12 protein-coding genes are annotated in these 14,913 nt (G+C 65.7%); 2 read left to right on the plus strand and 10 right to left on the minus strand.

Annotation, left to right across the window (positions count from 1 at the left end):
• The first annotated feature begins 98 nt into the window (after positions 1-98).
• On the plus strand, positions 99-2,003 hold the full coding sequence (gene estP, locus ACVWZ5_RS17430) for an esterase EstP (RefSeq protein WP_457340755.1): 1,905 nt from the start codon (positions 99-101) through the stop codon (positions 2,001-2,003).
• 32 nt (positions 2,004-2,035) lie between these two features.
• On the opposite strand, the gene trpE is transcribed toward estP, so the two are convergent.
• From trpE to ACVWZ5_RS17475, 9 genes are all read right to left on the minus strand, one after another.
• The gene (gene trpE, locus ACVWZ5_RS17435; RefSeq protein ID WP_084942025.1) at positions 2,036-3,514 is read right to left on the minus strand and encodes an anthranilate synthase component I; all 1,479 of its coding nucleotides are present in this window, start codon (positions 3,512-3,514) and stop codon (positions 2,036-2,038) included.
• A gap of 71 nt (positions 3,515-3,585) precedes the next feature.
• The gene (locus tag ACVWZ5_RS17440; RefSeq protein ID WP_028689017.1) at positions 3,586-4,404 is read right to left on the minus strand and encodes a phosphoglycolate phosphatase; all 819 of its coding nucleotides are present in this window, start codon (positions 4,402-4,404) and stop codon (positions 3,586-3,588) included.
• Complete coding sequence (gene rpe, locus ACVWZ5_RS17445; RefSeq protein WP_028689018.1) at positions 4,401-5,075, minus strand: ribulose-phosphate 3-epimerase; 675 nt, start codon at positions 5,073-5,075, stop codon at positions 4,401-4,403. Before rpe ends, ACVWZ5_RS17440 begins: the two co-directional genes overlap by 4 nt.
• A gap of 118 nt (positions 5,076-5,193) precedes the next feature.
• The gene (locus ACVWZ5_RS17450) at positions 5,194-6,021 is read right to left on the minus strand and encodes an ABC transporter permease (protein ID WP_028689019.1); all 828 of its coding nucleotides are present in this window, start codon (positions 6,019-6,021) and stop codon (positions 5,194-5,196) included.
• A gap of 11 nt (positions 6,022-6,032) precedes the next feature.
• On the minus strand, positions 6,033-7,280 hold the full coding sequence (locus ACVWZ5_RS17455; RefSeq protein ID WP_062575378.1) for an ABC transporter permease: 1,248 nt from the start codon (positions 7,278-7,280) through the stop codon (positions 6,033-6,035).
• Between the two features lie 186 nt (positions 7,281-7,466).
• A complete protein-coding gene (locus tag ACVWZ5_RS17460; protein ID WP_062575379.1) occupies positions 7,467-8,501 on the minus strand; it encodes an ABC transporter substrate-binding protein in 1,035 nt (344 codons plus the stop codon).
• Between the two features lie 40 nt (positions 8,502-8,541).
• Positions 8,542-9,654, minus strand: coding sequence for an ABC transporter ATP-binding protein (locus tag ACVWZ5_RS17465; RefSeq protein WP_062575380.1), 1,113 nt, complete (start codon positions 9,652-9,654; stop codon positions 8,542-8,544).
• A 307-nt stretch (positions 9,655-9,961) separates the two neighbouring features.
• Positions 9,962-10,594 (minus strand): response regulator, encoded by a 633-nt coding sequence (locus ACVWZ5_RS17470; protein ID WP_172402406.1) that lies wholly within the window; start codon positions 10,592-10,594, stop codon positions 9,962-9,964.
• Between the two features lie 9 nt (positions 10,595-10,603).
• A complete protein-coding gene (locus tag ACVWZ5_RS17475; RefSeq protein ID WP_084942027.1) occupies positions 10,604-12,991 on the minus strand; it encodes a PAS domain-containing sensor histidine kinase in 2,388 nt (795 codons plus the stop codon).
• Positions 12,992-13,086: 95 nt separating this feature from the next.
• On the opposite strand from ACVWZ5_RS17475, the gene ACVWZ5_RS17480 reads away from it, so the two are divergent.
• Positions 13,087-14,085, plus strand: coding sequence for an alpha/beta hydrolase family protein (locus ACVWZ5_RS17480; protein WP_062575383.1), 999 nt, complete (start codon positions 13,087-13,089; stop codon positions 14,083-14,085).
• Positions 14,086-14,148: 63 nt separating this feature from the next.
• Here the strand turns inward: ACVWZ5_RS17480 and ACVWZ5_RS17485 are convergent, their stop codons facing one another.
• On the minus strand, positions 14,149-14,913 hold the full coding sequence (locus ACVWZ5_RS17485) for a TerB family tellurite resistance protein (protein ID WP_028689026.1): 765 nt from the start codon (positions 14,911-14,913) through the stop codon (positions 14,149-14,151).

Raw genomic sequence — 14,913 nt, forward strand, 5'->3', positions numbered from 1 at the left:
TAAACACGGGGAAACCATTGCCATGCTGGGCAAAGACCGGCGATTTGCTATGGTCATGCGGCTTGCCTTCATAAAAACAACGAAAAGGATATTCATGCATGCGCAAGACCCTCTTCCTGCACGCGACCCTCGGCATGCTCGCCCTCGCCTGCAGCCAGGCTATCATGGCCGCGCCCTCCCCCTATGCGTCGCTCATCGTCTTCGGTGACAGCCTCAGCGACGCCGGGCAGTTCCCCGACCTGACCGGCGGTACGCCAGGCATGCGCTTCACCAACCGCGATGCCAATGGCAACTACGCGCCGGTGTCGCCGATGATCCTGGGTGGCAGGCTAGGCTTTTCCGGGACCAGCCTGGGACCCTCGACGTCGCTGACCAACCAGCTGCAAGGCACGCCGGACGGCAACAACTGGGCCGTGGGCGGCTACACCACGCAGCAGATCCTCGACTCGATCACCGACACCTCGCAAGCCGTCATCCCCCCCGGTCGCCCCGGCGCGGGTACCGTGCTGCGCGAGCGTGACGGCTACCTGGCCAACGGCCTGCGGGCCGATCCCAATGCCCTGTACTACCTGACCGGTGGCGGCAACGACTTCCTCCAGGGCCTGGTCAACAGCCCCGCCGACGCGGCCGCCGCCGGTGCCCGCCTGGCGGCCAGCGCCCAGGCGCTGCAACAGGGCGGCGCGCGCTACATCATGGTCTGGTTGCTGCCGGACCTGGGACAGACTCCGAACTTCAGCGGCACGCCCCAGCAAGGACCGCTGTCGCAGCTTTCCAGCGTGTTCAACCAGTCGCTGGTCAACCGGCTCGGGCAGATCGACGCCGAGATCATCCCGCTGAATGTCCCGGCACTGCTGCGCGAGGCACTGTCCAGCCCGGCACAGTTCGGCCTGGCCGCCGAGCAGAACCTGGTCGGCACCTGCTACAGCGGCGACGGCTGCGTGGGCAACCCGGTCTACGGGGCGAACGGCACGACGCCGGACCCGAGCCGGCTGCTGTTCAACGACTCGGTGCACCCGACCATCGCCGGCCAGCAACTGATTGCCGACTATGCCTATTCGATCCTCGCCGCGCCCTGGGAGCTGACGCTGCTACCGGAAATCGCCCACGCCAGCCTCCGCGCCCATCAGGATGAGCTGCGCAACCAGTGGCAGACGCCCTGGCAGGCGGTCGGTCAATGGCAGGCGTTCGTCGCCACCGGCGGCCAGGACCTGGACTTCGGCAGCCAGCGCAGCGCAGCCAGTGGCGACGGGCGCGGCTACAACCTGACCCTCGGCGGCAGCTATCGGCTGGATGACGCCTGGCGCGTGGGGCTGGCGGCGGGCGTGTACCGGCAAAAGCTCGAGGCCGGCCAGGAAGATTCCGACTACAAGCTCGACAGCTACCTGGCCAGCGCCTTCGCCCAGTTCCGTCAGGATCGCTGGTGGGCCGACACGGCACTGACCGCCGGGCACCTGGACTATCGCGACCTCAAGCGCACCTTCGCCCTGGGCGTTGGTGAGCGCAGCGAGAAAGGCGACAGCGATGGCGAGGCCTGGGCCGTCACCGGCCGGGTGGGCTACAACCTGGCGGCCGAGAGCAGCCGCTGGCAACTGGCGCCGTTCATCAGCGCCGACTATGCGCGGGTCAAGGTCGATGGGTATGACGAGAAGAGCGGCCGCTCCACGGCGCTCGGCTTCGACGATCAGGAGCGTACGTCACGCCGGCTGGGGGCCGGCCTGCTGGGAAGCGTGCAGTTCCTGCCGACGACCAGGCTGTTTGCCGAGGTGGCCCGCGAGCACGAGTTCGAAGACGACCAGCAGGACTTGCGCATGCACCTGACCAGCCTGCCGGCGAACGACTTCACCTTGACCGGCTATACGCCGCACAGCAACCTGACCCGCGCCAGCCTGGGGCTGACCCATGAGCTGGTGCCGGGGGTGAACCTGCGGGGGAACTACAACTGGCGCAAGAGTGATGAGTTGCGCCAGCAGGGCGTGAGCGTGGCGTTGAGCCTGGACTTCTGAGTTGTCGGGGCCGCGTTGCGGCCCCGATCCATTTACTTGGAGGTCTGCTCGGCCAGTGCCACCGCGCGGAACATCGCCCGGCGCTTGTTGATGGTTTCTTCCCACTCAAGCGCCGGCACCGAGTCGGCGACGATGCCACCACCGGCCTGCACATGCAGTTCGCCGTCCTTGATCACCGCGGTACGAATGGCGATGGCGGTGTCCATGTTGCCGTTCCAGGCAAAGTAGCCCACAGCGCCACCGTAGACGCCGCGCTTGACCGGCTCCAGCTCGTCGATGATCTCCATGGCACGGATCTTCGGCGCGCCGGAAAGGGTACCGGCCGGCAGGATCGCCCGCAGCGCGTCCATGGCCGTCAGCCCCTCATCCAGCTGGCCGGTGACGTTGGACACGATATGCATGACGTTCGAGTAACGCTCGATCACCATTTTCTCGGTCAGGCGCACGCTGCCGGTGGCCGACACACGGCCCACGTCGTTGCGGCCCAAGTCGATGAGCATCAGGTGCTCGGCGATTTCCTTGTCGTCCGACAGCAGGTCGTCTTCCAGCGCCCGGTCGGCTTCTTCGGTGGCCCCGCGCGGGCGGGTGCCGGCGATCGGCCGCACGGTGACCAGGTTGTCCTCGACACGCACCAGCACTTCCGGCGAACTGCCGACCACATGGAAGTCGCCGAAGTTGAAGAAGTACATGTACGGCGTCGGGTTGAAGCAGCGCAGCGCCCGGTACAGGTCGATGGGCGCGGCCTTGAAGTCGATGGACATGCGCTGGGACGGCACCACCTGCATGCAGTCGCCGGCCAGGATGTACTCCTTGATGCGGCCCACGGCGCTTTCGTAGTCGGCTTGTGTGTAGCTGGAGCGGAATGCCGGCTCGGCGGCCATCGGCCCGCTCAGGTCCAGGCCACGGCGCGGGGTGATCGGCTGGCGCAGGGTATCCAGAAGCCCCTGCAGGCGGGCCTGCCCTTGCTCGAAGGCCTGCGTCTCGGCCGGGTCGACCAGCACGATGGCGTGCATCTTGCCCGCCAGGTTGTCGAACACCACCACGGCATCGGAGACCATCAGCAGGATATCCGGTACCCCCAGTGGGTCCGGGTTGGGGCTGGCACCCAGGCGTTTTTCCACATAGCGCACGCAGTCGTAGCCGAAATAGCCCACCAGGCCACCGTTGAAACGTGGCAAGCCAGGAATGTCGGCGACCTTGTAGCGATCCTTGAACGCCTCGACGAAGGCCAGCGGATCCTCGACGTCGTGGCTTTCCACCTCGACGCCATCCTGCAGGATGCTGACGTGGTAACCGTGCACGCGCAGCACGGTGCGCGACGGCAGGCCGATCATCGAATAGCGGCCCCACTTCTCACCGCCCTGCACGGACTCGAGCAGGTAGGAGTTGGGTTGGTCGGCCAGCTTCAGGTAGATCGACAGCGGGGTGTCGAAGTCGGCCAGGGTTTCGCAGGCCAGGGGAATGCGGTTGTAGCCGGCAGCGGCCAGGCGCAGGAATTCTTCGCGGGTCATGTGTAGCCTCGGGGCAAGCAGCAATGGGGAGCGGGCAAACGGATGTACCGGCAGGCGCCGGTGGGCAGAAGTCAGGCGCGCCAGCGCCAGCGGGCCAGTGCCTTGATGACTTTCATCCAGAATTTGCCGGTAACCACCACGTTGTTGTCTCTGCTTTGCGGGGCTTGAAGGTCCGCCAACGTTATCCCAGTGTCGGTGACTAAGCAACCGGGCAGCAGCAGGCGCAGGTCGTCGATGACCAGGCTGGGCGACTCGTCGTCGATCGGCCGGCCATGGTTGTAGCCGTAGCTCAGGCCGACGCACTGGACGCCGGCGGCCTTGGCCGCCAGCACGTCGCTGCGCGAATCGCCGACAAACAGCGATTGTTCGGCGCTGACACCGGCCATCTTCATGACGAACAGCAGCGCCGCCGGGTCGGGCTTCTTCTGCGCCAGGGTGTCGCCGCCGATGATCCAGCGGAAGTAGCGACCGATCTTCATCTGGTCGAGCAAGGGGGCGACGAAGCGCTCGGGCTTGTTGGTGATCAGCGCCATCTCCACGCCCTGCTTGCGCAGCCAGCGCAGGGTGTCGCGCACGCCGGGGTAGACCACGGTGAGTTCATGGTTGTCGGCATAGGCTTCCATGAACAGCGCCAGCGCGCGCTCGGCCAGCTCGTCGTCCACCGCGGCGTGATCGATATCGCCGGCCAGGGCACGGCGCACCAGCACCTGGGCACCATTGCCGACCCAGTGGCGCACCGCCTCTAGGCCTGCGGGCGGGCGCCCGAGTTCGAGCAGCATGCGGTCGACGGCTGCGGCCAGGTCGGGTACCGAGTCGATCAGGGTGCCATCCAGATCGAACATCACCAGCCTGGGCAGTGTCCCCGGGAACAGCTGCTCGAAGCCGCTCATGCGCGTGCCAGCGCCATTTCGGCACGCATCTTGTCGATGACTTCCTTGTAGTCCGGGGCGTTGAAGATCGCCGAACCGGCCACGAAGGTGTCAGCGCCGGCGGCGGTGATCTCGCGGATGTTGCCTACGTTGACGCCACCGTCGATCTCCAGGCGGATGTCGCGGCCGCTGGCATCGATCAGGGCGCGGGCCTCGCGCAGCTTGTCGAGGGTGCCGGGGATGAACTTCTGCCCGCCGAAGCCAGGGTTGACGCTCATCAACAGGACCATGTCGACCTTGTCCATCACGTACTTCAGCGCATCCAGGCCGGTGGCCGGGTTGAACACCAGGCCAGCCTTGCAGCCGCCGTCGCGGATCAGTTGCAACGAGCGGTCGATGTGCTGGCTGGCTTCCGGGTGGAAGGTGATGTAGGTGGCGCCAGCTTCAATGAAGTCGCCGATGATGCGGTCGACCGGGCTGACCATCAGGTGCACGTCGATCGGCGCGGTCACGCCGTACTTGCGCAGGGCGCTGCAGACCATCGGGCCGATGGTCAGGTTGGGCACGTAGTGGTTGTCCATGACATCGAAGTGGACGATGTCGGCCCCGGCGGCCAGGACCTTGTCGACGTCCTCGCCCAGGCGGGCGAAATCGGCGGACAGAATGGAGGGGGCAATAGCGTAGGGCTGCATGGCGCACCTGTTGGGCAGAATCACGGTGGCGCGCATTGTAACTCAGGGAAGCCGATGAGGGCTGATCGGTATCAACAGGCGCCCGACAGGGGGCGCCATGCGCCCCTTTTCGCGGCAGTCAGGCCGGCTGCTGGGTCCTGAGCTTCTCGCTACGCCCGCGCAGCCATTCCAGGGTCAGCAGCAGGATCACCGAGAAGGCAATCAGCAAGGTGGCCGCCGCCGCGATGGTCGGGCTCAGGTTCTCGCGTATGCCGCTGAACATCTGCCGCGGCAGGGTTGCCTGCTCAGGCCCTGCGAGGAACAGGGTCACCACCACCTCATCGAACGACGTGGCGAAGGCGAACAACGCCCCGGAGATCACCCCGGGGGCGATCAGCGGCAAGGTCACCCGACGGAAGGCCAGCAAAGGCGAGGCCCCCAGGCTGGCTGCCGCGCGCACCAGGTTGTAGTTGAAACCCTGCAGCGTCGCCGACACGGTGATGATCACGAACGGCACGCCCAGCACCGCGTGCACCAGGATCAGCGAGGTGAAGCTGTTGCCCATGCCCAATGGGGCGAAGAACAGGTAGCTGGCCACGCCGATGATCACCACCGGCACCACCATTGGCGAGATCACCAGCGCCATCACCAGCGACTTGCCGGGGAAGTCGCCCCGAGTCAGGCCGATCGCCGCCAGGGTGCCAAACACCATGGCCAGCACCGTGGCCGCCGGAGCCACGATGATGCTGTTCTTCAGGGCGCGCATCCATTCGGCGGAGGCGAAGAAGTCCTGGTACCAGTGCAGCGAAAAACCTTGCAGTGGATACACCAGGAAGCTCCCGCTGTTGAACGACAGCGGGATGATCACCAGCACCGGCAGTACCAGGAACAACAGGATCAGACCGCACAGGATGCGCAGGCTGTAGAACCACACCCGTTCCACGGGCGACATGTAGGGGCTCAGCATGACAAGGCTCCTCAGCTAAGGCGCAGACGGCTGGCGCCGACCAGCCAGCTATAGATCAGGTACAGCAGCACGGTCGCCAGCAGCAACAGCCCGCCCAAGGCGGTGGCCATGCCCCAGTTGATGCTGGTGTTGGTGTAGAAGGCAACGAAGTAGCTGACCATCTGGTCGTTCGGGCTGCCCAGCAGCGCCGGGGTGATGTAGTAGCCGATGGCCAGGATGAACACCAGCAGGCAACCGGCACCGACACCGGCATAGGTCTGCGGGAAGTACACCCGCCAGAAACTGGCGAAGGGATGGCAACCCAGGGAAATCGCCGCCCGCATGTAGCTGGGCGAGATGCCCTTCATCACGCTGTACAACGGCAGGATCATGAACGGCAGCAGGATGTGCACCATCGAGATGTACACGCCGGTGCGGTTGAACACCAGTTCCAGCGGTTGGTCGATGATGCCGATGGCCATCAGCGCGCTGTTGATCAGGCCACCCGACTGCAGCAATACGATCCACGCTGCCACCCGCACCAGGATCGAGGTCCAGAACGGCAGCAGCACCAGGATCATCAGCAGGTTGCTTTGCCGGGTCGGCAGGTTGGCCAGCAAGTACGCCAATGGATAGGCCAGCACCAGGCAAATGGCGGTGATCACCACGCCCATCCACAGGGTGCGAGCGAAGATATCCAGGTAGATGGCCTGGTCCGGCGTGGCCTTGGCCAGTTCACCGAGGTCGTCGATGCGATGATCAACGGAGGCCAGCAGGTAGAAAGAGGTGAGCGTGCTGGTGTTGCGGCGGATCGCCTGCCAGTAGGCCGGGTCGCCCCAACGTTCGTCCAGCGCTTGCAGGGCATCTTTATAGGACGCGGGCTCGGCCTTGAACGGCAGTGCCCGCGCGGTCTTGGCCACCAGGCTGCGGTAGCCGGCCAGCTCCATGTTCAGGCGCTTCGAGAGGTCGCCCAAGGTCTGGTTCTTGCGCGACTCGGCCAGGTCCTGGCTCAGGGCCTTGTAGACCTCCTCGCCGGGCAGGCTCTTGCCATCCCACTGCGCCACCGCCTCGACGGTGCGCGGCAGGCCGGCGACCACCTCGGGGTTGCCGACGCTCTTGTACAGCAGCGCCGCGATCGGCACCAGGAACACCAGCAGGAGGAACAGCGCCAACGGCGCGATCAACGCCTGGGCCTTCCAGCGGTTGACCCGCTCGGCATGCTTGAGGCGCTGCTTGAGGCTTTTACCCGCGCCTTCGTTGAGGGGCACTGCAATGGCCATGGCTAACTCCGGGGGAAACAGGGGTGGGGACTATCAGGCCGCACGTTACCTACTGGGTTGGCGCGGACTCTGTGGAAGCGGCCTTGCGTTGCGATGGGCTGCGAAGCAGCCCCGGCGAGCATGCACGATGCCCAGATCCCGGGGTCGCTACGCGCCCCATCGCGACACAAGGCCGCTCCTACAGGGTTACTTCTTCGCCGCCCAGGCGTTGAAGCGTTGCTCCAACTGCTCGCTGTTGTCGGCCCAGAAAGCCACGTCGATCTGCACCTGGTTGGCGATGTTCTCAGGCGTGGTCGGCATGTCCTTCTTCACCGCATCGGCCAGCAGCGGGACGGCCTTGGAATTGGCCGGGCCGTAGGCAATGTTCTCGGAGTAAGTCTTCTGCTGCTCGGGCTGGACGGTGTAGGCGATGAATTTCTTCGCCTCTTCCACATCCTTGGCGCCTTTCGGGATGGCCCAGGCGTCGAAGTCGTAGATGCCGCCGTTCCACACGACCTTGAGGTTGCTTTCTTTCTGCACCGCGGCAATACGACCGTTGTAGGCCGAGCTCATGACCACGTCACCCGAGGCCAGGTACTGCGGCGGCTGGGCGCCGGCTTCCCACCACTGGATGCTCGGCTTGAGTTCGTCGAGCTTCTTGAAGGCGCGGTCCTGGCCTTCCTTGGTGCCGAGCACCTTGTACACCTCTTTCGGCGCGACGCCGTCAGCCATCAGGGCGAACTCGAGGGTGTACTTGGCGCCCTTGCGCAGGCCGCGCTTGCCCGGGAATTTCTTGGTGTCCCAGAAGTCAGCCCAACTGGTCGGAGCAGTCTTAAGTTTGTCAGCGTTGTAGGCCATCACCGTGGACCACACGAAGAAACCGACGCCGCATGGCTGGATGGCGCCTGGTACATAGTCGCCCTCGTCACCGAACAGGGCCGGATCGAGTTCCTCGAACATGCCTTCGTCGCATCCACGGGCCAGCTCTGGCGATTCGACCTCCACAAGGTTCCAGGACACGCTCTTGGTATCGACCATGGCCTTCACCTTGGCCATCTCGCCGTTGTACTCACCGGCGACGATCTTGCCCTTGCCAGCCTTCTCCCACGGCTCGTAGAACGCCTTGGTCTGGGCCGCCTTGTTGGCGCCGCCAAAGGAGATCACGTTCAGGTCGGCCGCCAGGGCCTGCCCGGCAGCGAACAGGCCAAGGGCCAGGGCGGTCAGTTTCAACTGCTTGCGCATTATTATTCTCTCCACAGTTCAGGGTTGGTGAAGCAAACCATCAATGGGCTTCGGCAATCGGATCGAGCGCGCGGGCGTGCTCCACCTCCCAGCCCAGCGGTACCACATCGCCCACGGCCAGGGCCGGATCGAGCTCGGCGATCGGCTGCTTGACGAAGAAATCGGCCTTGCCGCAGACCTCAAGGCGCACCCGCACGTGGTCGCCCAGGTAGATGAACTCGGCCACCCGGCCGGAGAAGCGGTTCACGCAACGTTCGCTGTGGCCGTTCAGGCGCACGCGCTCCGGGCGGATCGACAGGGTCACCGGCTCGCCGGCCTGGCCGACGTTCACCGCCAGCGCCTCGACCCGCTCGCCCCGGGCCAGCTGCACCTGGCAACGATTGCCGTCACTGGCCAGCAAGGTGCCGCTGAGGCGGTTGTTCTCGCCGATGAAGTTGGCGACGAAGGTGTTGCGCGGTTCTTCGTAGAGAGTGCGCGGGTCGGCGATCTGCTGGATCTCGCCCTGGTGGAACACTGCCACCCGGTCGGACATGGTCAGCGCCTCGCCCTGGTCGTGGGTCACGTAGACCACGGTCACGCCCAGGCGCTGGTGGATATGCTTGATCTCCATCTGCATGTGTTCGCGCAGTTGCTTGTCCAGGGCGCCGAGCGGTTCGTCCATCAGCACCAGCTGCGGCTCGAACACCAGGGCACGGGCCAAGGCCACGCGCTGCTGCTGGCCGCCGGAGAGCTGGCCCGGGTAGCGCTTGGCGAAGGCGTCGAGCTGGACCATGCCGAGCACGCGCTTGACCCGCTCGCTGATGTCGGTCTTGCTCAGGTTGCGCACGCTCAGCGGAAAGGCCAGGTTCTCGGCCACGGTCATGTGCGGGAACAGCGCGTAGTTCTGGAACACCATGCCGATGTCGCGCTTGTGCGGCGGCACGTTGTTGATCGAGCGCCCGGCCAGTTGGATCTCTCCGGCGGTGGGGGTCTCGAAGCCGGCCAGCATCATCAGGCTGGTGGTCTTGCCCGAGCCGGACGGGCCGAGCAGGGTCAGGAACTCGCCCTTGCGGATGTCCAGGTTGAGGTCCTTGACGATCAGCGATTCGCCGTCGTAGCTCTTCTGTACACCTCGGAAGCTGACCAGAGTCTCGTTCGAATTCGCCTCGCTCATGCCCTGCACCTTCTTGTTGGAATGACTGCGTGGGCACAGCGTAGAAGAGGCGCAAGCGCCCGCAAATCGGGGGGGGTGAGAGATTGCCATCATCCGGATGGAAGACTTGCTGTAGGGATTGCCCTACAAGGATGGCGCTTTCAGGACAGACACATTCCCTTGTAGGAGCGGCCTTGTGCCGCGAATGGGCCGCGAGGCCGCCCCGGGCTTCAACTTAGAGCCCATACTGCTGGGGCTGCTCTGCGGCCCTTTCCGGCCAGTCCGACGCCTCGGCAAGGCCGCACCTACAAAACCGGGCATGTCGCAATCAGAGCAGCTTGTGCTCCATCGCGTACTTCACCAGCTCTGCCAGCGAGTTGACCTTGAGTTTCTGCATCAAGCGCGCCTTGTGCGTGCTGATGGTCTTGTTCGACAGCGCCAGCTGCTGGGCGATGTCATTGACGTTGGCGCCCTGGGCCAGGCGCTCGAACACCGAGAACTCACGCTCGGAAAGCAGCGTGTGCAGGGGCCGGGTTTCGGTCAGCCCCACCTCGAAGACCATGCGGTCGGCCAGGCTCGGGTCGATATAGCGCCCGCCCCCGGCAACCCGGCGAATCGCAGTGAGCAGCAGCGCCGGGTCGCTGTCCTTGGTGGCATAGCCCGCCGCCCCGGCCTTCAGCGCGCGCGCAGCCATTTGCGCCTCGTCGTGCATCGACAGCATCAGGATCGCCGGCGGGTTGTTCAATGCCAGGATCCGCGGGATGGCCTCCAGGCCGTTCACGCCTGGCATGGAGATATCCAGCAGCACCACCTCGCAGGGGGTATGGCGCAGGGTCTCAAGCAACTGCTCGCCGTTGCCCGCCTCGCCGGCGACCTGCATGTCCTTGGCCAGGCCAATCAACTGCTTGATGCCCTCACGGACGATGGTGTGGTCTTCCGCCACCAGCACTCGAATCACGATCGTTCTCTCCTACGCCAAAGGAATCGCCACGCTCAGGCTGGTGCCTTCGCCGGGCTCGCTTTCCAGGGTCATGTCGCCGCCCAGCATCAGCACGCGCTCACGCACTCCCACCAGGCCGAACGAAGTCGGCCGGGCCGCATCGACGGCGAATCCCACGCCATCGTCGATAACCGTCATGCGCAACTGCCCGCCCTCCTCGACCAGGGCGATCTGCACGGTGTGCGCCCGGGCATGGCGCATGACGTTGGTCAGCGCTTCCTGGAGGATGCGGAACAGGCCGATGGCCTTCGCATCGCTCAAGGGTGGCAGTTGCTCCGGGACCTCGACCAGGCAGGGGATCTGCGTGCGGGCCTCGAAACGCCGTGCCTGCCACTCGATGGCCGAGGCGATTCCGGCATCGAGAATCGGCGGGCGCAACGCAGTGGCGACGTCACGCACCAGTTGGAACAGTTGGGCGATCAGACGCTTCATGCTAGCCAGGCGCTCATGCAGCCCGGCATCCAGCTCGGCGTAGGCCAGCTCGCACATCGACACTTCCAGCTTGAGCACCGTGAGCATCTGCCCCAGCTCGTCGTGCACCTCGCGGGCGATGCGGGCCTTTTCCTCCTCGCGCACGCTTTCCAGATGCGCCGACAATTCGCGCAGCTGCTCCTGGGAGGCGGCCAGGGCCAGCTCGGCCTGCTTGCCCTGGGTGATGTCCCAGACCACACCATCCCACACCATGCGCCCATCGGCCAGGCGCCGCGTGGTCGCCTTGATGTCGGCCCAGCGCTGTTCGCCCTGGCGGGTGAGGATACGGCCCTGCCACGACCAATCCCGGTCGCTGGCCAGGGCCAGGTCCTGGACCCGGTGATAGTCGGCGCGGTCCTCGGGATGGACCAGGTTGCGCAGCCCCATCTGCGGGTGCTGGATCGCCGCTGGGGTATAGCCGACCAGCGCCTCGCTGCCTTCGCTGATGTAGGGGAACTCCGGGTCGCCCTCGGCCGGATCACGCTCCAGGCGGAACACCAGCCCCGGCACATTGCCGGCAATACCCTTGAGCCTTGCCTCGCTTTCGCGCAACGCGGCCAGGTCGCGCCGGCGCTCAGTGATATCGGCGAGGAACACCACCAGGTACTCCGCATCGCGAAAACGCAGGAACGACAGCGACAACTCGACCGGAAACAGACTGCCATCGGCGCGCCGGCACTGGCTTTCGAACTGCTGCTCACTGTCGCCCCCGGTGCGGGCGCGCTTCCACAGCTCCAGCCAGCGATCCATCTTCAGGTTCGGCTCGATATCGACCAGCGGCCGCTCCAGCAACGCCCCCTCGGCGAAGCCCAGCATACGCTCGGCGGCATGGTTGGCGTAGCGCACATGGCTGTCCCAGTTGACCCAGAGGATGCCCACCGTGCTCTGGTCGATGGAGAACTGGCTCAGGCGCAAGGCCTCCTCGCGCACCTGACGCTCCACCAGGCTCTCGCGGGCCGCCAGCAAGCCCCGCTCCAGGCCGCGCTGCTGGCGACGCTGCCAGAACAGGGTGGCCAGGGCACACAGCAGCAGCAGGCCGAACAGCAGGGCCAGGTTCTGCCAGAAGCCGGCCGACTCGGAGAAACGCGGGTACTTGGGCTGCAGCCAGCGCTGGTGCATTTGCTCCAAGGTCTTGGCCGGCAGGGCCTGCAAGGCGCGTTCGAGGATATCGGCGAGCACGGGCCAGTCACGTCGCGAGCCGACCCGCAGCAACTGCGGCAAGCCGATATCGCCCACCACCGCCAGGTCTGCAAACTCACCTTCGCGGGAAAGCCGGCTCAGCTGCGCCTCATCCAACACGGCGAAGCTGGCCTGCCCGCCCAGCACCAGCTGCAGCGCCTCCCGCTCATTGGGTACGCCCTGCAGGTTGAGATTGCCGTAATTGCTCCGCAGGTAGTCCGCAAGGGCTCCTGGCATGCGCACAGCCACCCGCTCGTTGGCGGTCAGTTTCTCCAGATCCACGGCCACCGCGCCACTGCGCATCCCGACCACCAGTTGCGGCACACGCATGTAAGGGTCACTGAACAGCCACAGCCGCAGGCTGGCGGGGGTCTGGGTCAGGCCCGGGGCGAAATCGATCTCGCCCGCCTGCAATGCGTGCTCCAGCGCGGCCTGGTCCGGGAAGCCGCGCCAGGTCAGATCCAGCCGTAATGCCTGGGACAGGGCACCGACCAGTTCGACGTTGGCCCCGTAGAATTGCTGCAGACGGCGGTCGAACTGGGCATAGGGGGCCTGCAGCACCAGGCCGACGCGCAGGCCGCGGTGCTCATCCAGCCACTGCTGCTGGGCCGGCTCCAGCACCACAGGTGGCGGCGCCTGCGGCTTTGCCAGGGCGATCAAGGGTAGACACAACCAGCCGATAACCCACAGGCAACACACTCGCTTCATCTCTACGCTCGTCTTGGCAATGACGGCCGCCTGGCGTGGCCGTCGCGGGCAAATACCATTAGGCTGCCGGTATGATTCTGGCCTTGGATTGATCGATGTTCACACTTTATCGCACGACGCTGGCAATGTTCTGCCTGGCTTCGCTCCTGCCGCTCGGCGCTCAGGCCGCCGACGCCGAAGCACCGCAGGCCGCCACAGAAGCGGCCACCCCTGCTCCCCGTCCACCGCTGCTCGAACGTAGCCAGGACGACGCCCTGGCCCTGGAGCGCCAGGTGCCCAAGGCCGAGCAACAGACCTTGCAGGCCAATGGCGAGCACTTCTTGGCGCTGTGGAGGCCGGCCAACGACAGCGATCCGCAAGGCGCGCTGATCATTGTGCCCGGTGCCGGCGAAAGCGCCGACTGGCCAACCACCGTCGGCCCGCTGCGCCGTGGCTTCCCCGATGTCGGATGGAGCACCCTGAGCGTGAGCCTGCCCGACCTGCTGGCAGAACGCCCGCAGGCCCGTGTCGAAGCCAAGCCGGTGATCGCACCGAAAAAGGAAGAAGGCGAGTCGGCCCCGGCCAAGGACACACCAGCCGATGCCAACGCCAATGTCGCCCAGGCCACTGCGCCCGAGGCGGACGCGGCCGACAGCACCGACGCGGTAGAGGCCGACGAGCACACCAGCGAGGAGGATGCCCAACGCATCTTCGCACGCCTCGACGCCGCCGTGGCCTATGCCCAGCAGCAGAAAGCGCGCAGCATCGTGCTGCTGGGCAACGGCAGTGGCGCGTACTGGGCCGCGCGCTACCTCAGCGAGAAGCAGCCGCCCCAGGTACAGAAGCTGGTGATGGTCGCCGCACAGACGCCGGCAAGGGTGGAGCACGACCTGCTGGGCGTGACGTCGACTTTGAAGGTGCCGACGGCGGATCTGTACTACACAACCCGAACCCAGGATCGCCAGGCCGCCCAACAGCGCCTGCAAGCCAGCAAGCGCGAGAAAAACAGCCAGTACCGGCAGCTGTCGCTGATGGTCGTTCCGGGCAACAAGGCCGCCGAGCAGGAGCAATTGTTGCGCCGGGTGCGCGGCTGGCTGAAGCCCAAGGAAGAGTGAGGCGTATCGAGGGACAAGCCAACTCCAACAATCTGGGAGCGGGCCTGCCCCACGATGGCAAACCTAAAGCCCGCGCCGCTTGCGAATCATGGCATAGGCCTGATGCAACTCGCGGGTATGCTCGGTCGCCTCGCGCACCTTGGCCTCACTGGCACCGCTGCCCACCAACTTGTCCGGGTGATGCCGGCTGAGCAAACGTCGATAGGCCTGCTTGACCTTGTCCGCCTCGGTGTCCGGCTCCACCCCCAGCAGCCTCAATGCCGCCGCATAGGTCATGGCACCGCCTTCGATCGCCGATTTGCGCGGTTCATATTCCAGCGACATGGCCTGCACCTGGTTGCGACTGAGGCCCAACTGCTGCCCCCAGCCCAGCAACAGGTCACGCTCCTGGCGACCTGCCTTGCCATCGGCCCAGACCATCCGCCAGCAGGCACGCAAGGTACCCTCGGGGCCATGAGGCTGCAGCTTGATACGGCGCAGGTAGTGTCCCAGCCGCCCCTTGCCCGACTTGCCGCGGTTGAACGCGGCAATCGCCCGCATCCGCGCAGGCTCCGCCAGGTCCAGACGCGACATTTCCTGACGCGCCTGCTGGATATGCCCCTCGACCACCCGGCCATCGCTCTTGGCCAGGCGCCCGAGCAGGACGAACAGCAGCTCCTCGTCACGCAGCGCCGGGCGACCGCCCAGACGCTCGCGTACATCCTCCCAGCCCTGCAGTCGCAGACGCCGATCCATGGCCTGTCCCAGCAACGCCCCCAGCAACGCACCCGGAATGCTGGCCACGGCGAAACCGGCACCGGCACCAATCACTGTGCTCGGCCACCACAT

Source organism: Pseudomonas sp. TE6283 (genome assembly GCF_054060555.1).

What these genes read in the sequence shown, in the direction of transcription:
- estP (WP_457340755.1), top strand. Translation starts at nt 99, where the DNA reads ATGCGCAAGACCCTCTTCCTGCACGCGACCCTCGGCATGCTCGCCCTC.
- trpE (WP_084942025.1), bottom strand. Translation starts at nt 3,514, where the DNA reads ATGACCCGCGAAGAATTCCTGCGCCTGGCCGCTGCCGGCTACAACCGC.
- ACVWZ5_RS17440 (WP_028689017.1), bottom strand. Translation starts at nt 4,404, where the DNA reads ATGAGCGGCTTCGAGCAGCTGTTCCCGGGGACACTGCCCAGGCTGGTG.
- rpe (WP_028689018.1), bottom strand. Translation starts at nt 5,075, where the DNA reads ATGCAGCCCTACGCTATTGCCCCCTCCATTCTGTCCGCCGATTTCGCC.
- ACVWZ5_RS17450 (WP_028689019.1), bottom strand. Translation starts at nt 6,021, where the DNA reads ATGCTGAGCCCCTACATGTCGCCCGTGGAACGGGTGTGGTTCTACAGC.
- ACVWZ5_RS17455 (WP_062575378.1), bottom strand. Translation starts at nt 7,280, where the DNA reads ATGGCCATTGCAGTGCCCCTCAACGAAGGCGCGGGTAAAAGCCTCAAG.
- ACVWZ5_RS17460 (WP_062575379.1), bottom strand. Translation starts at nt 8,501, where the DNA reads ATGCGCAAGCAGTTGAAACTGACCGCCCTGGCCCTTGGCCTGTTCGCT.
- ACVWZ5_RS17465 (WP_062575380.1), bottom strand. Translation starts at nt 9,654, where the DNA reads ATGAGCGAGGCGAATTCGAACGAGACTCTGGTCAGCTTCCGAGGTGTA.
- ACVWZ5_RS17475 (WP_084942027.1), bottom strand. Translation starts at nt 12,991, where the DNA reads ATGAAGCGAGTGTGTTGCCTGTGGGTTATCGGCTGGTTGTGTCTACCC.
- ACVWZ5_RS17480 (WP_062575383.1), top strand. Translation starts at nt 13,087, where the DNA reads ATGTTCACACTTTATCGCACGACGCTGGCAATGTTCTGCCTGGCTTCG.
- ACVWZ5_RS17485 (WP_028689026.1), bottom strand. Translation starts at nt 14,913, where the DNA reads ATGTGGTGGCCGAGCACAGTGATTGGTGCCGGTGCCGGTTTCGCCGTG.